Genomic DNA, 19,105 nt, shown 5'->3' with positions numbered 1-19,105 from the left:
CCCCGCCCGGCAGGTGCCGGGCGGGGCTGGCTTGGCGGTCAGTCGCCGTTGGTGCGGCGAGCGCGCGACCAGATCAGGTTGAAGGACTTGCCGTCTTCGTCGTCGAAGAGGTTGGCGAAGATCGGGGCGGTGAAGCTGGGATCGTCGAGCTTGACCGAGAGATAGTCGCGGCCTTCGTTCGAGGTCTTGGTCCAGGCGGCGCCGATTTCCGCGCGGCCGACGAAGACCCGGTGCGACGGCGCGTTCTCGTTGTCGCTGGCTTCGGGGACGATGCGGACGTTCTTCTGCTGCACCGACATGGTGACGATCTCGCCCTTGTATTCGTTGCCGGTCTTGGTGAAAGTGCCGATGTTGGCCATGATGAGTTCCTTCAAGTTGGTCGAACCCGCGCCCATCGCGGCCTCGATGGCTGGTTGAAGGCAGGGGCTTGTGCCCGCTGCACCGGGACGGCCGGAACGCGAGTGGAGGACGGCGGCTAGGCGGCTTTCTTGCCTCGCGAGGAATGCGTGGCACACGCAGGGGAAGAAAGTCGGCTGAGACGGCGTTGCAGCAAGGGATCAAGCGGCGAAGCCATCCCCTGCCAACCAAAGCCATTGGAGAGGCGGCATTGGGCTCGGGTCACACTTGAGCAGGAAGCCATGGCCCTTCCCGGACTTGCCAGACCGAGCAACGAGCAGGGCGATGTTCACCGCCGGTGGAATTGCTGATCGGTCTCGCATCCTGGAGCCTTGCGACTGCAACGCGCCTTCTGAGGTCCATTCTCGACGCTGCAATCGGCCCGACACTCACAAGATCTCGGAAGGCGGGATGGTCCTGGCTGGATCGACCTGGCAACCGCCCCACCTTGCTCCCGCCCGGAACGACGAAGGCAGACCTCGCTTGATCCATCGCCTGCCCCGTAACGGCCGGTCTAACCGTGCCAGCCCCGCACCGCATTTGCCGGGCGGGGCTTTGGGGGACGCCGGTGCTAAGGGCGGGCACGGCTCCATTGTGTCCACGAAGCACTCGCAATGACGGCGGCACCGATCAGCGAAACGACAATCTGCCAAGCGCTTTGCGGCAGGGTCGCAGCCGCGATGCCGTGGACTGCATGATAGCCCGCGACCGCGGCAGGAACTGCGAAGGCAATGCCGATCGCCGCCCGCGTCAGGTCGGACTTGGCGAAGGCCAGTCCGAACTGGGCGACGGCGAGCAGCACGATCGCGGCAATGGCCGCGGCGGCAAGTGCGGCGAGAATCCCGTTGTCGCCGCGATAGGTTGCCGACCCAGCGAGAAAGGCCACGAACAAAGGCAGGGCATGGATCGAAAGGCGGAACAGAAGTGCGCAGATCAGAAAAACTGCGACGATTATCAGGGCAAAGCCGATCAGCATGGCGTCCTCCTTGAAGCCAAGGGCAAGGGACGCGCTCTCCACCTCCACCGCAGCGCAATGTGCTTGGATTTCATAGCAGACGTGAGCGCAAGCCGGAATACCCGATCGGCATCCGGCCTGCGAGTGATGTGCGCTGTGACGCGTTCAGGGATTGAACGGGTCATATTCGCGAACGATGCTGTCGGCATCGCCATCGAATTCGGAACTGGGAACTGCGGCATAGCCGCTGCCGGCGTGGAACAGTGTGATGCAGACCATCAGGGTGCGGGCGAGGCTCCAGGCGTGACGCTGTGCGATGGTGAGTGACATGTTCGAGCTCCTGTCTCGGAGCAGGGACCATCCCCGCTCGACAGGCCCCGGACAGACGGCGCAAAGCCGCAATCACCACGAAGGCAGCAGGCCGCAGTGGCCGCACGCGCAGCGTAGCGGACCCTTCACGGGTTGATTGAAGGAGGCTCGGGGGCGGCCAACGGATTGGCCTTTGAGAGTGGGGTGGGCCGTGCGTGTTAGGAGCAAGCGGACACATCCATTTGAACCAATGCAGGAGTTACCCCTGGCTGAAGCGATTCGTGGTCGTCGGAACTTCGGTGCGCGACCAACTCTCGCCGTTACGATAGAGTCCCGAGAATATGAGGCTAGCGGTATTCTTCCGGCAGGTCTTCCTCCGGACCACTCCAGACAAGTCGCCCGTCCTCATGCACGGTCACAATTCCCGGAGGTCTGGCGCTGGTAGGATCGCATAGACGAGCGAAGTTCAGACAGGTGAAGCCAGGTGGGGTTGCCGACGTGGAGATGGGCTTGCCGGGTTGCGTCAGAACCTGATCGCACTGGCCGGTCGGGGATTTGACCCGTCGTGCCGACACGCCTTGTTTGAACGCCTCCCATGCTCTGATCTGGAATTGCGGTGGAGCGCGCCAATGCCGACAGTGTTTGCATTGGCGCGCTTCGGAGAAGGGGCCGCCTGGCGACGTGGCAGACATCACCGTTCACCCTTCAAGGCAGCAGCTTCGTGAAGGCGGCGCTCAACCTCCAGCAGCGAACCAACTCGTGTGGCTACTCGCGCATAGACAGAGAGAGGGTGGCATCCGACAAACGAGCCGTCGTGCTCGATTCTGAGGCCAAACGGCAATCGGATCGATTGAAGCTCCTCGAGCGAAAAGTAACCGAGCTCCGGACAACCGAAACCAAGATCGGCCAGGCCGAACAGGACGCCGTCTTCATCAATTTCGGTCGCAAGCCATATGGCCGCGCCTATGGGATTGAACAGGCGAAGAAGGGGAACCGGATCGAACCGGTCGACGCCCTGACGAAGCCGCTTGCCCCGCGCGACGTGATTGGCGCGAAGAGCCGCATAGAGAGCGGGCGGTAAGAGCTTCATGCCGCTGCCCTCCCGTAAATGATCTTCGCATCGATGCGCTGATAGTGGGGGGGCTGAGTGGTCGAGTGTATAATGCCACGGGCCATGTGCGGTCTCCGCGACGGACCAGCGGCGAACTGCTCTCACCCCCTTCAATCCGTCACGGATCCACCCGCCTGACTCTCCCTCTAGGACGCCGCACTTGCGGCGTCTGACTGTCGAAGGGGTACGCTCAGACAAGCGGCACGCTTGGCTGGACGTTAGGGAAGGGCTTTCCCCACCCGGATTGTGCGAAAAGCCGGACCTCGTGAAACAAAGGACCTGACATCACCGCCACGCCGGTTCGGCGGTCTGATCAGTGCTTGGGCTGCGAGGGAGTGAAATTAGCCGCCGGGGATGGCCTCGGCCATCAGAGCGACCATGATGGGAACGAAAAGATCGCCGGGTGCGCTCATGCCCGCACCATCCGTCGCCTAGCCCGCGAACTGGCGCAATTGCGCAGCCTCGGCGACGAGCTGCTGGGCAAAATCCATCAGCGCCACCTTGTCGGTGAACCGCCCGGGCGAGACCCGGAACGCCTGGCGCGCGCGCGCACTGTCGCCGAACATCGCCAGTAGCACCGGGCTCGTCTCGACCTTCTCGGTCGAACACGCACTCGATGCTGAAAAGCTCGCAAAGGGGTTGAGCTTGTGCATCAGCGCCAGCGGTTCGACCCCGGCAATTGAGATCGAGCTGTTTCCCGGCAGGCGCTCGGTGGGGTGCCCATTGAACGACACACCCTCGAGGTGAGCCGCGATATGGTCCCGGAATGCGCCCGACATGGCGGCCAGCCGCGCTGAGTCCGCCGCACATTGCCGCGTTGCCAGCAGCAGCGCTTCGCCAAGCCCGACGACGAGCGGTACATTGACCGTCGCCGGACGCAGTCCCTTCTCCTGGCCGCCCCCAAACAGGATCGGCGCAACCTTCGCACGCGGAGACCGGGAGCGGACATACAGTGCGCCGACGCCCTTGGGACCATAGAGTTTGTGCCCCGAGATGCTGGCAAGGTGGATATTGGCCGTCGCCACATCGACCTTCCGGCAACTCAGCAACTGGGCGAGATCGCTGTGGAACAGAACCCCCGCCCGCGCGCAAATGTCACCGATTTCCTCAATCGGCTGGATCGTTCCGACTTCGTTATTGGCGCCCATGACGGACACAAGTAGCGTGTCTGCGCGCAAGGACGCTGCCACATCGGCCGGTGCCACCGTGCCCTGTTCATCGACTCCCAGGACGGTGATGTCCCAGCCTTCCCGTTCAAGCTGGCGGAAGGGTTCGAGCACAGATGGATGCTCGACAGCTGTGGTAACGATGTGGCGCTTGTCGGGATTGGCCCGCGCCGCGCCAAGGATGGCGAGGTTGTTGGCCTCGGTGCAGCTGCCGGTGAAGACAATCTCGTTCTCGCGCGCGCCGATGGCTTGCGCCACTTGCTCGCGGGCCCGTTTGACCGCCGCCTGCGCCCGATTGCCGTGAACGTGCTCGACGCTTGCCGGGTTGCCGAAAACCTCGGTGAAATAGGGCAACATTCGGTCGACGACGCGCGGATCGACCGGGGTCGTCGCATTATGGTCGAGGTAGAGCGGCGTCGGCGCGCTCATGCCGCCATGGCCAGCCGCGCCAGATCGGCAGGGGATTTGGCCCGCACCGAGAGCGTCGCCACGCCCCGATGGATATGAGTGCGCAGCCGCGCGACGAGTTCTTCGTTTCCGAGCACCTCTTCGCGACCTGGCTCGGTCTCCTCAACAAAGCGCAGCAGGGCGCCGATGAGCCCGTTGTAATCCCCGGTCAGCGTATAGGCATTGAACTCCTGACCATTTTCGTCAGGCCTTGCCCCTTGGCCGACGGGTCCTTCCTCCAGCGACAACATGATCGCTGCCCGGCACAGGAGGTTCGGCGTGAGGCCCGTCCGCTGGCGCAGCGAGCGCAGACGGCTTGTGGCGTCCGCTGAGATCTTAAGCTTGTTGAAGCGCATCGTGCGATCCGTCTGTATCCCCGAAATAGCCCGGCCGTACTGACGTGGCCCTGCGGTCGTGATCGTAATCGAGGTGATAGCTGTGGCTGACGTTCGGCATGAGCCGGTCAAGAAGTTCACTATCGACTTCGGTATCAGTCGACAGCACGATGACCTGGTGGCTGGCTGCCGGGAAGTAGCGCTCGACCAGCGCCGTGCGGTGCTCGCTGTCGAGACGCGCGAGCGGTGTATCGATGATCATCGGCAACTCGCGCCCGCTGGTATGGGCAAGCGCCCAGAGCATGGCCGTCGCATAAACCTGCTTTTCGCCAGCCGACAGGCTCGATTTGTGTAGCTCGCGCCCATCGGCATCGATCAGCACGGTATCGAAGGTTGCGCGATCGATGCGCACATCAGCGACGAAATTGTCCTTGCGGACAAGGTGATTGAAGCGCTCGACGAAGGCCGCCTTGAGCTGGGCGAGTTTGAGGTCAAGCAATTGCTCCTCATAACGCTGCAGCACGCTGCCGACCCTCTGGGCGAGACTCACGCGCCCGGCGGCATCGCGCGCCTCGACCTGGGCTTCCTCGAGCTTACGCTTTTCCCGCTGTAGGGTTGAGCGGCGATATTCGGCATGGCGCAAGTCTTCCTGGCGCGCCTTCAGCTGGGCCTCGGCCGCCGAGAGCTGGATCTGTGCCTCGTTCAACTCCTCGAGTACGCTGTCGGTGCCTTGCCCCGAAGCGCGCTGGAGCTCGGCTTCCAAGTCGCGAAGCCGGTTGGTCATCGCCGACAAGTCGGAGGCCAGCAGGCGCGCCCGCTCCGACGTCTTGCCCCGGACCTCCTCGAGCCGCGCCATGAGGCTACGGCGCTCACCGGGCTCGAGCCAAGAGAGTTCGGCGCCGACCTTGCTCGCACCCTCGGTGTTCAGGAACCGATCGAGATCGTCCCAATGCGCCTTCTTCCACGCCGCCTCGCGGGTGGGTTCGGCGGTCGCTTTCCACTCGAGCATCCGTTGACGGAGCACGGCAAGGGCCACTTCTGCGCCAGGATCGCCCGCTTCGTGCAAGGCATCCGCGAAACGCTTCACCAGCCGTGGCGCCATGGCAAATGGCAACAGACCGCCAGCCAGTTCTTTCAATTCGGTCTCGCGCCGGCCAATCTGTCCCCGGACCTCGGCGCGGGTGGCTTCCAGCGAAATTCGCTGTCCGGCCGCATCACCGCCTTCGGATACGAAGCGCTGCCGCACGTTCTGGACGCGGCGCTCGTGCCCGGCGTGAACCGAGCGCAACTCATCGACGTCGTCGCTGAGACGCTGACAATCCTCGTCGCACGCGACCAGTTCGCGCACGCATTGTTCGTAACGCTCGGCCGCAGCACGGTCGGCACCCTTGGCGTGGCGCGCCAGATAGAGCCCGAGGTCGGTTTGCAGGCGATCGACCAATTCGATCCCGAGCAAGCCACGAACGGCCTCGCCGAGGCCTTCATCGGGTCCGTCATGCGCAATTTCTGCGATCTTCTCGCCGTCGAAGAAGAAGAGCTGGGAAACCCCGGGCGGGATCAGCTCGTGGAGGAAACTATGCCACTCTTCGCGGGGCACTGAGGTGACGGGCGCTCCGTCCTTTTCCAGATGGAGCACTTCGGCGACCTGGTTGGCCTTGGCGGTCCAGCGCCGGGTCACGACGTACCGGTTGCGCTCATGGCCTTCGGCATAGTCGAACTCGAGACCGACGGAGGCTTCTGTGCACGGCTCATCACCACCGACGTGGATTCGGCGCCGCAGATAGAGCTCGTACTCGGACTGGGCGACACGATAGCCTAGGGCGCGCCGGCCGTAGAGCGCCAGCCGCACCGCTTCGAGTAGCGTCGTCTTGCCCGCGCCGTTGCGCCCGCCGACCAGAACCACCGAACGTCCGCGAGGGACCAGATCCAGCGTCTGCCGTCCGGCGTAGAGACCAAAGTTTTCGAGATGGATGGCGCGAAGGATCATGGCTCACCCACTTGTGCGTCGGCGTCGACATCGAGTGCCTCGTCGGGGTCTTCATCCCCCAGCACAATTGGCGCCCCGTCGGCATCGAGACCCAGAGTGCGGCGCCGTTCGGTGACCAGCGTTTCGAGGTCCCGCCACTCGTGCTGAAAGATTTCCTCGATCCTGGTGTGGATCGCATGGCGACGCTTGAGGCCATGCGAAGCACGTTCGGCATCGAGCAGCTTGACCACCAGGTCGGTGGGCACATCGAGTTCGGCGCAGATGCTGTCGAGCAGTTCGTTGTCGTCTTGGGTGAACGCAACCGAATCCTCGGTGACCCAGACGAGGTCCTTGCCGAGCTCCTCGCGCACGATCCGGGGCACGCTGTCCGGCCAGTCGCCCCGTTCGGTGCGCCAGATCCGGCGAATTTCGTGAAGCTCGGCCTCATGGATGAGGATCGGAGCTTCGCCAGGAGGCGCATCGGCTGCTACCTCCTTCTGGGTCTGCAGGAGCTCGCGCAGCAGTTCGCGGCAAAAGTTCATGGTGTAGGGCCCAGGCATCACCCGGTCCGTTTCACCGATGAACTGTACCTTGCCTGTCCGCCGCTTGTAGTCGCGAAAACGGGCCTTGAGTTCGGGCCGCTGGGTTTCCGACAGCTTGTCGCGAAATTCGAGCAACGGAGTCAGCCATTCCTCGCCGCTGTCGATCATCGCTTCCATTGCCTTGTCGCGCTCGACGACCGTGCAGACCCAGCAGCCGAACCGGGAATTGCCGCAGGACGGCGTGGTTGTATCGACGACCAGCGGACATTCGCCCGAGGCGGCATTGCGATACATCGCGACCAGATCGCGGTTGTCGCTGCCCCAGGGCGAGGGGTTCTGCAGCAGATAGGTCCACACGTCGTCGGTCGAGAAGTCGGCGATCGGTGCGTAGACGAACGCGTTGAGCAGGCTCGAATGCCGCGACAGCTTCGAGCCCTCGATGCGATGCAGGGCCATGACCTGCGAGCGGGTGGCAGACTCCTGGGAGCGCACCCCCAGGACCATAATGACCTCGCCATATTCGGCGACGCAGCTCTTGATGAAGTCGTTTGCCGGCTCGATTTTCAGCCGTTCGGTACACCAGCGGAACCGACGCGATGGGGCAGGATAGCCGCGACCGATGAGGTTGACCCAGAAGCTGCGCTCGATGCTCGGGATGACCTTTCGGGTGACGACAGGCATATCCTGCTCGACCGCCGCAGTAGTGATCTTCGCCAAAGTCTCGTCAATATAACGCGACACAACCGGGGTCTCGACGAGTGTGTCCGAGCTTATGACGTGGATGGTCTTCGTGCGCTGGGCCGGAGCAAGGCCCTTGATCGCCGTCCAGATCAACTGGAGCGCCGTGGTTGAATCCTTGCCTCCACTATATCCAACCACCCACGGGCGGGCATCAGCGAGGTATATTTGTCGGATATCTTCGTAGAGACTTTCGAGAATCCCCGATTTCTTGTTGCTCATGGTCGGAATCACAATTCATCAATAGTGCGCGATGCTTTTCTGGCTACGTTAACCCGGCAGTGCTCAAAAGGCCACCGCCTAGCCGCGCGATCCCCCTATGTTTTTGCCCGGCACCGGCACCGCCACCGTCTGACCCTGACAGAATCGCGGTCAGGATGCCACGTTGCCTGCGATCGCCCGCTCGATCAGCTGCGGGTAATCGCGCAAGAGCTCTTCGTTCGATTGCGGCTTCTGTTCGCGCTGCTCGACGAGGTAGTCGTACCCCCCGCTAGCATAGGCGTTGAGACGCCGCATACCCCAGTCGGTGAGCTGATTGGAGCTATCGGGCTTGACCAAGCGCTTGAACATGTCGCGCACGGCATCGCGTTCGGACAGATCGATCCCGGCATTGCGCAGCTCGGCCATGACGAGCAGACCTATGAGGAAGCGGCTGGCCTCCTTGTAGTCCTCGGGGAAGGTGTCGGTCTTCTCGACTGTCGCGGCGGTCTCATTGCTCCGCCCGCTCGCGAAACCGGCCATCAGGCAGAAATAGTACTGGTCGAAATCGGTCTTGAACGGTTCGCCGGAGATATTCTTGAACCATTTGGGAGCGTCTTCATGGAGCCGGAACCGCGCCATCAGCTGTCCTCCTCTTCGGTCACGTCGAAGTTCATGAAATAGTCGCGGTCGGCAACGAGCGTGGCGGTATCCGTCTGCGTCACACCGGCAGCCGGCAGGTCCCGTTCGAGCCGCGCCGTCCCTGGCGTCCGCCGGAACAGGGTCAGAAACAGGCAGTCGTCCGAGGATTTCTCGAGCATCGGGACGAACCCGGGACGTTCGGTGTTGATGGTAAAGCCGACGAACTGGCTGCAGAGCTGCGGGATGAGCTTTCCGATGTTGCGACGGACGCCTTCGTCAATCGGCCCCGCCGGGCTGTCGACGACCAGCGGGAAATCGTTGTTGCCGCGCGAGAGCGCGCTCATCAAGAAGGTGTAGCCGACGGAAAGCTTCTGGCCAGCGCTCGCGCCGGTCTGGTGGGCAAGATGAAGGCACTTGTCGATGCGCGCGACGCGCAAGGGGTCGTTCGCAAGGACCTGTTCGAGCCGTTCGTTGGTTTGCGCGACCAGTTCGGCGCGGATGGCCTCGCGCGCTCCGGTTTCCGCCTGGGCGAGGATCCGATTGATCACGTCGGTCTTGTCTCGCAGGGTGCGGGTCTCGGTCAGGGCCGCAATCTTCGAGTCCAGTTCCTTGATCCGTTTGGCAAGGTTCTTGAGCGAGGCGAGCGCACTGCCTGACGCGTCCTCTTCACCCGCATCAATCTCGGCGAGCGAGCGGGTGTAGGCCTCGCATTCGCCCTCCGCCTTGACGCGGGCAGCCTGCCAGGCCTGGAGTTCTTCATCCCCAGCATCGATCAGCTTCTTGGCGAGGACCTCCAACGTTTGCTGCGCTTCGCGTTGCTGACGCCGGGCCTTGGCAAGGCCCGTGATGGCATGGCCGAGTTGCTCGTGGCGCCCTTCGCCTTCGGCCGGGGCGACAAACCGGCTGATGTCGTGCTTGAGCGCATTGATCGTCCCGGCCTCGTCGTAGTCGAGGTAGCCTTTGGCGCGCTTACGAATCTCCTGGCGCGCCGCCTCGGTCATGGCGCGTCCGCAGATGCATTCCTCGTCCTGAACCAGGTCGTCGAAAAACTGCGCGGAGCTGGTCTCGGGCAGCCGCAGCTTGTCGAGGCTGTCCTTGAGGTCGACCAGCTGGCTAGCGAACTGGGGATGCAAGGCGAGCGGCATACGGATCAGCCCCATCACTTCGCCCGAGGCCGAAGCGACCGCGGCGTTGGCGCGCTCGAGGGCCAGCAGGCCTTCGGCGTGCTGGGACTTCGTTTCCTCGACGCTCCCCAGCCGCTCGTCGATCTTCTTGCGCAGCGCGGCGACTTCGGCGCTCGCCTGCTCCAGCTTGTTCTGCGCCAGCTCGCGAGCCTTCATCGTCTTGGCCTGCTGCGCAACAAGTTGCTCGCGTTCGGAGTGCAGTTTCTCCAGGGCGCCGGAACTCTTGGGTCCGCCCTGACTGGTTGCCCGCTTCCACTCGCGTTCGACCACTGCCTTGACGTTTTCGAGCAAATCGAGCTGACACAAGGCGCCAATCGCGTCGTCGGCGCGATGGGCACTTTCAGTCATCAGCTTGTCCGCAAATTCGCCATCGAAAATGAACAGGCTGAGGAACGACGGCGTCAGGAACTGGCGGACATTCGCCGGCGGTTCCCAGCGCGACCGGACGCCGCCGTCGCCGGGCCATGTCGTCCGATAGGCCACGGTCCCCTCGTCGAGGTCGAAGAGCATCTCGAATGTGAGCGGCCTGCCGTTGACCAGCAGCGTTACCCGGAACTCGCCATGGCTGTTGGTTGCGCCCGGTCGGCGCATGTCGCGCACATCGCCGGGCTTCCAGCCGCTTGCCGTGCCGGTCAGCGCGGCGCGTAGCAATTCAAGCGTCGTGGTCTTGCCCGTGCCGTTCGGCATCTGGATGAGCGCAACCTGGGCCGGTTGCCCGGTCTTGCCCGCAAGATCGATGGTAATGTCGGGGCAGCGAAGTCCGGAGACCGACCAGCCGGCGAGACTAATCTGCATCGTCGTCTCCTTTGAGCTCAACCGCGCTCAAGACGAGTGTGTGGGACTCCCGGTCCTGCTCCTCGCTGGTTTCGCCCGTGCTCAGCGCTTTCAGCCAGGCAACGAGACGCAAGGCCACGGTCCTGGGCTGCCCTTCCTTCTCGGCGGCCTCGAAAATGGCCGACTCAAGCGCTGGATCAAGCGCCATGGGAATCTCCCTTTCTGACAGTTGCAAGCTCGCTGAGCCATTGCGCGCGAGCCTGGTCCGCATTGGGCACCGGGTCGCCGGCGCTCGCGGGTCGAACAAAATCTATGACTAGCGCGCGCTTGTCGGGACGCAAGGGATCGAACCGCAGGCAACGCCCGATCCGCTGGATCGTCTCCAGCCGCGCCCGGGCCGATGCAAACAGGATCACCGTGTTGAGCGAACGGATGTCGATGCCTTGGGAGATCCGGTGGCATGTGACAAGGCAGTCGATCTCGCCGCGAGCGAACGCGACGAGGTGGTCGCGGTCATCGTCGGCATAGTAGGTTCGGTAAAGGTGGGTGTACTTGTGGAGTAGCTCGAGAATGGGCGCGCCATATTCACGGGTCTCGACAAACAGGATGCTGCGCTTGAGCACTTCGGGGCGCGAGGGCAGGAAGTCAGCAAATACCTGCGGCTTCATCTCGGCGGTCTTGTAGACCTTGGCAATCTCGGTCCACAGCTCCTCGCGGCTCATCGGCCGCCCCTCCCGCTCGCGCCCGGCCTTGCGGGCATAAATAGCTTGAAGCCGCTCGCGGTCGCCTGGTGTGAGGTCATAGGGCAGCGGCAGATAATCGAACTCGCACAGCACCCCGCGCGAAATCGCCATCTCCAGAGGGAACTGGTAAAGGACAGGCCCCAGCTCCTCTGTAACGAACGTATTGCCTTGCGCATCGTAGGCCCGCTCGGGCGTTGCACTGAGCCCTACACGATAGGCGAAGCCCGCGTGCCGCCCCTTGAGGGCCTCGACCAGGCTCGGGGTGCCAAGACCGTGGACCTCATCATGAACGATGATCGCTCGCGCCTTCACCGCTGGTGCGAGCCGGTCGAGCAGGGGCCGCAGCTGCCCGCGGGAAATGACCATGATGGCGCGCGCCGGGTCGAGTGCATATTCGCCGGATTCGTGGTGGCGTTCGTATTGCCGGTAGATCAGCCATCCCGGCCCGGCGCCAGTCGCGTTCCAGTCCTGCAGCTCGTCGGCCCACTGGTCGAGCAGATCGGTCCCTTCCATCGTGACAATAGCGGTGTTGATGGCGTCGCGCGCGACAAGGGTCGAGAGGATCTTCAGCGCCGTGCGGGTCTTGCCCGTGCCGGTAGCCATTTCGAGGACCCCCGCCCGCGCCTCGAGAAAGGCCGCGACCGCCTCATCCTGGTGCGCCCAACGCGGATCCGAGACTGCTGGCGCCGGTTCAGGTTCTGGGGTCGGGGCGGTGCCGCGCGGCGCGCGCTCGCGAATGCGGTCGAGGACGGCCGTCGAAGGTGACAACACCTTGAGACCGGGCGCCAGATTGGCCCAGGCTTCCTCAAACTGCTCGACCTTGACCTTGACCCGCTCGAGCTCGCCGGGAGCCCAGCTCCGATAGACATCGACGGATTCGTAGTTGTTGCGGTGCCCGCTGATCGTTTCGTTGGCGGACCCGGTGAAGGCCGCCTGCGCACCGCCAGGAAAATCGAACACACCGATCTTTTCGTGGAAGATGCCGGCATCCTCGACATGCTCGGGAAAGGCGAATTTCAGCTGGACCCGCTCGTTCGCCACCAGCCAGGCAAAGACATTGGCGCGCAACCGGCGGTCATCCGGGCTATCCAGCAGGGCGACAATCTCGCCAAGCACGCGATCGACGATCATCGCCTGATAGGCGGCGATCCGCTCTGGGTCCTGGAGCGAACGCAAGGTCGCGGCGTCGGCCGAAGACAGTTCGGGCGAGGCGATCAACTGCGCGGTGAGCGCGCCGTCATGCGCAAACCGCAAAAGCGCGTCGGCCCAGGAAAGGAGCGCCGAGGTCGAAAAGTACCCGACCGCCCGGCGGTACCGCACCGCCTTACGCAGACACGGGGCGAAGAAGTCCTGGGCCAGGTCATCCCTCCCGCTGCGGTAATGCGCCTTGAGCGACAAGGGAGCTTCACCAGGTCCGGCGGATTGTTTGGTCATGGCGGCCTCTATTCCTCCAGCAGCCAGTCGAGCGTTGCTTGGCGGCGTTCGGCATCGCGGGCCCGCCGTTGTGCTTCGAGCAACTGCTCTAGCGGGTCATCGCTGTCGATGACGTCGGCCTGCTGCGCGCCGTCAAACATGGACTTCACCAGGTCGAGCGAGGCCCAGCTGTCTTCAAGTTCGCGGCTTGAACAGGCCTCCTCGGCCAGCTCACGCCCTAGCTGGCTGCTCCAGTCCGGTGCCTCGGGAGCGAGCTTGAACGCCGCTTCGCACCGGTCCGCCAAGAGCTTCGCCCGCCCATTCACACGATGCGGGCGTTGCCAACGATACCCGTCGCGAGACTGTTCCTCGACCGCGCCGAGTGCCAGGAGCAGGGCGACAAGGCCGGCGCCGGTGTGAGAATCGAGCTTGCGCCCGACCAGGCGGTTGCAAGCGCACCAGCTGATGGCGCCCCGGCCCAGTGCATAGCGCAGTGCTGCGAACAGGCGATCAAGGTCCGGCAGCTGATATGCCGCGGCAGTGCGAAGCACCGGCGCAATCTCGAAATGGGCCGCGCGCTTCAGCGTATCCCATTCCTCGAGTTGCCCTGGGCCCAACTGCCACGCACCGGGCTCGGAGACCGACATCAGCGAGGCAAACACACCGGAGCCGCCAGAGTGGCGAGCCCATTGGCAAAGGCGCCGCTCGGTTTCGGCAGACCAGAGCGGAAAGATATCTCGTTCTTCGCCGGCGTAGCGGGCGAGCGCATAGAGACGCGCCTGATTGTCATTGAACAGCACCGGCCAGTCGGCGGGCATGGCCGCCTGCAATTCGCTCACCTGGTTCGGCAGCGCATAGACGCCGGGCAGGGCTCGCACGAACAGATCCGGGCGCATCAGCAGGACCGGACCGATACTGTTGACCGACCGTCCTTCGGGCAGGATGCTTTCGGCCTCGTCCATGAGGTCGGCAAGCCTGGTCGGGCCGCGGTCGGTCAGGGTTTGTTGCAGGGCGAAGGCAATCGTGCCCCCTTCCTCATCGGGAGGCGGAGCGGGCGAGGAGGCGTGAATCGGGCCGAACTCCTCGCCACCCAGATTGATGGCAACCCAGGCTGCGTCGCACAGTTCGAGGAACAGGTGCGGCGCTGCATCCATGACGATTTCGGCGTCCCGAACCGAGCACAGGTCGTCGGGAAACAGGAAACGGTATTGCCCGACAAGGCGCGCAATCTCCATGGGCTGCCCGGCTTCGGCCAGCATGGCGTGGAGCCGGACCATCCGAGCCAATCTCGTGCCGACCCGCCCAGGCATCAGATAGCCATGCCGGATCGTCCGATCAGCGACGAGCTCCGCTGCGAGCTGGATCGCCGCATCGTCGACGTCGCCGGCGAAGGCCCCGACGGGATAGGGCAAAGGACATGAGTCAACGTCCGGCAAAGCCATGGCCGCCTCCATAACCTCCTCGGCATCGCCGCCGGGAGCGAGCCAGCCATGGGGCATCGGATGGGCGACAAGGTTAAGCAGACCCTCGAGCGACAGGAGCTCGATGTCGCAGGCAAGACGGAGATACGGGTCGAGGCGCCGCCGGACGGCAGGAAGTTCGGTCCTCAGCAGGCGCGCCCCGCCATCCGCTAGTCCATCCCAGTTGTCGCCAGCCGCGCTGAGCAGCAGTTCACGGATTGGAGCCCGGCGCGTGCGCATCTTCAATCGCCTGAGGCTCTTGCTTTCTATCTGGCGGACGCGTTCACGGGTAACGGTGAGGTCTCGGCCAATCTCTTCAAGTGTCTCGCAGTCGCCCTGCCCGATCCCGTTGCGGCGTTCGAGGATCATTCGTGACCGTGGTGGAAGCTCATCGAGCAGCCATTCGACCCGGGCCTGCAGGCTGCCATGTTCCGGAATATCGAAACCGAACTGTTGGCCCGGGGCGCCGGAAACATTAGTCACTCCGACCGGCAGCGGTCCAAACAGGCCGGCGACGGTCGACGCGACGTCATCCGTTCCGGCTTCGTGAAGCAGGCGTGCGACGTGACGGTAGCAAAACGCGCGGAATTCGGTGACGGACTTGCGGCCACAATTGGGCTCATTCAGCAGCTGCGCGCTGACCTGGCCGAAATCCGCAACCACATCGACGAGCCTCGCCTGACTGATCGCGCTGCGCCCGAGCACTGCCGTGAGCCGCGTCGAAAGCAGTTCATCGCGCGCCAGATCGCCGATCCGCTCGTCGCCGAGCGGAGCAAGCTTCGTGCGAATATCGACCGGCTCGCAAGGCGGTTCGACCTCGCCCGCCATCGGGAGTTTGCCGTCAATCAGGTCATGGACCAATGCCTCGAGTTCAAGGCCCGAATTGCGCCCGAAATTCTTGACTTTGCGCACAAGGATAGCGAACGCCTGATCGCCGGCATCGAGGTATTCGCCCACAGTCTGAAGCGGCAATGTCCCGCTCTTGGCGGCAAGAGTGATCGAATTGCGCAGGCGAACCCGGACATCGAAGTCCTCGACAAGCTCAGCGAGCCGGTAATTCCGGATCTCTTCGATGGTCGGCGGCTCGCTGCCCGCGAGCGCTTCGTTCGTCAAGTCCTCAACAAAGCTGGTGGCCGTCATCCCGCAAATTGTCCCGGGCTAGCGGCGCCGGCAAGGAACTCTTGGTAGGCCCGGGCCAGGACCATAAGGCGCCCGGGGCGGGACTGAACCCCGGCTTCGGAAAGTCGCTTCACGATCTGCTCGGCATAGCGGTCGAGCAGGGCTACTAGCACCAGATCGGCCGAACCACTGTTGAGCCCGAGTTCCGAGCGGCCGTTCTCCTCAACGTGGGCATTGAACTGGCCGATCCGGTCCGCGCCCCAGGCATGATCGATGGCATGGCCTTGCGTTGCCGCCTCAAGCTGTTCGAGAGAGGTCAGGCCCAGAACCTGTGCCGCATCGAATGCGGGGCCCGCGTTGACCGACAGATCGGCATCGGGCAGGCGAGGCCTCAGCCGGGCCACGAAATCGTGCACATCGGTAAAATCGCCAGTCTGTGCGGTCATTCGCGCCGTGTTGGCGGCAAGCAGGCGGGTGATTGCGGCATCTCCAGCGCGGGCCAAATGTCCCAGCGTCTCCAACAAGCCGCGTTCGGCTTCGCTGGGGCCTTCGCCTTCCGGTTTGTAGCCGATGTCGTGCTCGATCTCGTTCCAGACATGCGCCATCATCGAGCAGACTTGGATTTCGCAACTCGCCCCTCGCAAATTCTCGTAATTGCCGATGAGCTCGGTGGGCGGGAGGTGCACCTGACAATGGGTCGCGCGATAGAACTGGCCGGACGCTGGATTGAGCTTGTCCTTGCGATCAATATCTACTGAAATGGCGCCGGGCCCGCAGAACAGCGCTGCGATGGCTTCGGCGACGCGTTGCTCGTCCTCAGGCCGATAGGTGGCTACCCGAACGCCCGCAAAGTCTCCGACTTCCGCGAAGACTTCATCGACCGAAGCGTAGTTTTTGTCCGGACGTTTTGCAAAGCGGCGTAGCTTGCCCTCAAAGCTTTTCACTGTCTTGGTGCGGAACGTGACCTGTGCTCGAACCGCGTTGTCATCGACAATCGCGCGGCAAAGGTCCGCTACCCTGCCGGCAAGCTTGATGTAACGGTCCCGTTCCCGGTCATAGCGGTCGACAGCTTCAGCAATGATTGTTTCCGAAAATGGCACTCAACGCCCCCTGGTCGCCGACCGAACCCCTGCCCTCCAAGATTGCGGGTCCTGCTTCGAGGGAAAGGCATATCGCGCCTTGTCGTCAATGCATAGTTACTCGCCCGAGCAACTTCACGTCGAAAATCGCGAAATCGTTCAAAATCTCTCGTCACCCCACAGAATCCCCGAGTTTTTCTCGCCAAGGAGCAGTGTCGATATCGGGTGCAGACAATTGCACAAAGCATATGAAGCGCGATCTTCAGAATAGCAATTGAATTTCGGATAATTACGTGATGTGAGATGCAGAGAGATCGGACAAATTAAGGTGCCTTTTTCCGAATCGAACAGAAAATCTTAACCACGCTACGATCTGGTAATGATGATCAGAAAATCGTTTGTCGGCTGCCTCACTACTATCTGATTTGCCATTGGTTATAGGTTATGGTGTAGCGACAGCACGTAAGGCCACCAGCCATAATTGCATGGGGGACAAGTTGACTGCGGATGAGACAGGTATGGAACGACCGATCAGTGTCGTGATCCAGGAACTTCATCGCCGCGCGCGTAATGGCTTTCGCCATGCGCCGTTCACCCTAGCTTTCCTGTTTGGACTGGTCTTTGCGGGCGGGTTCGGGGTGTGGTTGGAAGTCTGGAACCTGATGCTTACATCGGCGTCCGACCCTGCGTTCGGGAATTTGGCTCCGCTGCGTACAGCCCTCTCGACCTACTTCCCTGCTGTCATTGGCGCGGCAGCAATGCAGATGACTTTCGAGGACGACCAGAAGGCAAACCGCGGTATCGCAATTGGACTGACCATATTGCTGCTCGTGGCCTTTCTCATGATGACGGACAGGCGTTTGTCTGACTGCGCCGCCTTCGCACTCGGCATTGCATCGACGCTCGTCAGTCTGTGGACCTGGTGCGCGGCTAACGGCAACGCCTTGACGTTCCAGGAACAGCCGCTGACCGCACCAGTTGGCGGAGATGTTGAGCCCAACGCGCCGATTGCCGGCAGTGACGCGCTCGATGGCCTCAAGTATTGAACCGGGGACCCAGATGACATTTCCACTCACCGTCAAGGCTCTGAGGGTCGAACAGCCGCTGGGCGTCTATTTTGTTGCCGTGATCCCCGCCCGCGTGCTCCTGCAGGTAGCCTTCAGCGATGCACTCAGCGCAACCTGGTCCGAAACCGAGCACACCTACAAGCTGGACGGCACGCAGCGCCTCAGGGACCCCAAGCGCCTCAAACCCGTCGCGAGCTACATTGACCGGGAAGATGCGGCCTTTCCAAACTCGATCATCCTTGCGGCGAATTACCGCCGCGATACGGGCCTGCTCGAGGAGGAGGGGGCGCCTGATGATGAGCATGGGGGCGGCGATGGCGCGAACCTGTGGTTCATTACCGAACAGCCCGATGGCTGTCATGAATTAACGATTCCCTCATCAGCCAAGCTCGCCTCGGTCATCGACGGGCAACACCGCCTGTTCTCATTTGCCGAAGCCCTTTCCAAGCGCCTTGATATGGATCTGATCTGCTCGGTCTTCCTCGATCTGCCCAAGCCCTACCAAGCCCAGCTTTTTGCCACGATCAATTCCAATCAGAAGCCGGTCGACAAGAGCCTGACCTACGAGATGTTCGGCTACAACATCGAGGAAGAAGACGAAAAGTTCTGGTCGCCTGACAAGCTGGCGGTTTATTTCACGCGGCGTCTCGCGGTGGACAAGGACTCGCCACTCAACGGGCGGATCCACATTGCCCCGGTGCGCGGCGACGATGAGCTTGACGACCAGCTTCGAAACGAACCCTGGAAGGTCTCGACTGCGGTGATCGTCGAGGCTGTCATGCGGCTCTATACATCCAATCCTAAGGCGGACACGGCGGCGCTGTTGAAGGACAGGCGCAAGCCCCGCGCTGAAATTGCAGAGATGCGCGCCGACCGCTCGCCGCTGCGCGCCTACTATCTGGCTGGCAAGGATGCCGTAATCTACACGATGGTCCGCAATTATCTTATTGCCTGCGACCAGGTGTTCTGGAGTAAGGCGACCGGCAACACCTTCATAACCAAGACGGTTGGCGTCCAGGCACTGCTCGACATCCTTCGTCGACTGGCCCGCCCCACGATCGATAGTGGCGATATTTCAGTTGACCATTTCACAGGCCAATTGGAGGCGGCAGCAATGATCGACTTCACGCAGGATGTTTTTCAGAATGCGTCGGGTGCCGGTCGTTCCACAATTCGTCGAGCCATTGAAGACGCTTTGGGACTACCGCCGATCGGTCGTCCGCGCTCCGCCTGATCAACCGCTGATGATATCGTCTTCGAAACCTGTATCGGGAATTCGCAACCGAAGGCCAGCGATCTCCACCGGAATGTGGCAGATAATTCCCCTTTTAGGAGCCAACTTGAGTTCGACCGGATCCCGTAGGGCGTTAAGGATCGTCTGCGTCGACAGGTCTTCGCGTACGAATTGTTCTCCAGGACGGTATCGAGCGTGGTGATCGAACCGGCTGAAAGTCTGATCAT

General features: G+C 62.6%; 16 protein-coding genes. 2 read left to right on the top strand and 14 right to left on the bottom strand.

Annotated features, from left to right (window positions below):
- Nucleotides 1–38: 38 nt before the first annotated feature.
- The 14 genes from CMV14_RS22315 to CMV14_RS22255 all read right to left on the bottom strand — a co-directional run bounded on the left by CMV14_RS22315 (nt 39) and on the right by CMV14_RS22255 (nt 16,598).
- Nucleotides 39–359 (bottom strand): DUF736 domain-containing protein, encoded by a 321-nt coding sequence (locus tag CMV14_RS22315; RefSeq protein WP_066966805.1) that lies wholly within the window; start codon nt 357–359, stop codon nt 39–41.
- Nucleotides 360–967: 608 nt separating this feature from the next.
- On the bottom strand, nt 968–1,372 hold the full coding sequence (locus CMV14_RS22310) for a hypothetical protein (protein WP_066966802.1): 405 nt from the start codon (nt 1,370–1,372) through the stop codon (nt 968–970).
- Between the two features lie 144 nt (nt 1,373–1,516).
- Entirely contained in the window at nt 1,517–1,681 is a 165-nt protein-coding gene (locus tag CMV14_RS26910; RefSeq protein ID WP_176489091.1) for a hypothetical protein, read from the bottom strand.
- 670 nt (nt 1,682–2,351) lie between these two features.
- The gene (locus tag CMV14_RS22305; RefSeq protein ID WP_083215997.1) at nt 2,352–2,750 is read right to left on the bottom strand and encodes a DUF2958 domain-containing protein; all 399 of its coding nucleotides are present in this window, start codon (nt 2,748–2,750) and stop codon (nt 2,352–2,354) included.
- A gap of 452 nt (nt 2,751–3,202) precedes the next feature.
- Nucleotides 3,203–4,294: a cysteine desulfurase family protein gene (locus CMV14_RS22300; protein ID WP_238147119.1), complete on the bottom strand. Its 1,092-nt coding sequence runs from the start codon at nt 4,292–4,294 to the stop codon at nt 3,203–3,205.
- A 68-nt stretch (nt 4,295–4,362) separates the two neighbouring features.
- Nucleotides 4,363–4,740 (bottom strand): DNA sulfur modification protein DndE, encoded by a 378-nt coding sequence (gene dndE / locus CMV14_RS22295; protein ID WP_066966614.1) that lies wholly within the window; start codon nt 4,738–4,740, stop codon nt 4,363–4,365.
- Nucleotides 4,721–6,706 (bottom strand): DNA sulfur modification protein DndD, encoded by a 1,986-nt coding sequence (gene dndD, locus CMV14_RS22290; RefSeq protein WP_066966611.1) that lies wholly within the window; start codon nt 6,704–6,706, stop codon nt 4,721–4,723. The genes dndE and dndD overlap by 20 nt, the downstream gene beginning before the upstream one ends.
- Nucleotides 6,703–8,187, bottom strand: coding sequence for a DNA phosphorothioation system sulfurtransferase DndC (gene dndC / locus CMV14_RS22285; protein WP_066966608.1), 1,485 nt, complete (start codon nt 8,185–8,187; stop codon nt 6,703–6,705). The genes dndD and dndC overlap by 4 nt, the downstream gene beginning before the upstream one ends.
- A gap of 150 nt (nt 8,188–8,337) precedes the next feature.
- Nucleotides 8,338–8,805, bottom strand: coding sequence for a hypothetical protein (locus CMV14_RS22280; protein ID WP_066966605.1), 468 nt, complete (start codon nt 8,803–8,805; stop codon nt 8,338–8,340).
- A complete protein-coding gene (locus tag CMV14_RS22275) occupies nt 8,805–10,784 on the bottom strand; it encodes an AAA family ATPase (RefSeq protein WP_066966602.1) in 1,980 nt (659 codons plus the stop codon). The genes CMV14_RS22280 and CMV14_RS22275 overlap by 1 nt, the downstream gene beginning before the upstream one ends.
- Complete coding sequence (locus tag CMV14_RS22270; protein WP_066966600.1) at nt 10,774–10,971, bottom strand: CxC ATPase DNA modification system associated small protein; 198 nt, start codon at nt 10,969–10,971, stop codon at nt 10,774–10,776. The genes CMV14_RS22275 and CMV14_RS22270 overlap by 11 nt, the downstream gene beginning before the upstream one ends.
- Entirely contained in the window at nt 10,961–12,940 is a 1,980-nt protein-coding gene (locus CMV14_RS22265; RefSeq protein WP_083215996.1) for a DEAD/DEAH box helicase family protein, read from the bottom strand. Before CMV14_RS22265 ends, CMV14_RS22270 begins: the two co-directional genes overlap by 11 nt.
- An 8-nt stretch (nt 12,941–12,948) precedes the next feature.
- A complete protein-coding gene (locus tag CMV14_RS27655) occupies nt 12,949–15,519 on the bottom strand; it encodes a sigma factor-like helix-turn-helix DNA-binding protein (RefSeq protein WP_066966597.1) in 2,571 nt (856 codons plus the stop codon).
- Nucleotides 15,516–16,598 (bottom strand): GTP pyrophosphokinase, encoded by a 1,083-nt coding sequence (locus tag CMV14_RS22255; RefSeq protein ID WP_066966594.1) that lies wholly within the window; start codon nt 16,596–16,598, stop codon nt 15,516–15,518. The genes CMV14_RS27655 and CMV14_RS22255 overlap by 4 nt, the downstream gene beginning before the upstream one ends.
- A 497-nt stretch (nt 16,599–17,095) precedes the next feature.
- Between CMV14_RS22255 and CMV14_RS22250 the strand changes: the two genes are divergently transcribed.
- Both CMV14_RS22250 and CMV14_RS22245 read left to right on the top strand, forming a co-directional pair.
- Nucleotides 17,096–17,623 carry a hypothetical protein gene (locus tag CMV14_RS22250; RefSeq protein WP_066966591.1) on the top strand — a complete coding sequence of 176 codons (528 nt, stop codon included), beginning with the start codon at nt 17,096–17,098 and terminating at the stop codon, nt 17,621–17,623.
- Nucleotides 17,624–17,636: 13 nt separating this feature from the next.
- Complete coding sequence (locus CMV14_RS22245; protein ID WP_066966589.1) at nt 17,637–18,878, top strand: DGQHR domain-containing protein; 1,242 nt, start codon at nt 17,637–17,639, stop codon at nt 18,876–18,878.
- The last annotated feature ends 227 nt before the right edge of the window (nt 18,879–19,105 follow it).

Origin of the sequence: Rhizorhabdus dicambivorans (assembly GCF_002355275.1) — a bacterium.
Lineage (GTDB): Bacteria > Pseudomonadota > Alphaproteobacteria > Sphingomonadales > Sphingomonadaceae > Rhizorhabdus > Rhizorhabdus dicambivorans.
Note: the sequence above shows the minus strand (reverse complement) of the source record. Positions and strands in the feature narration are given on the sequence as shown.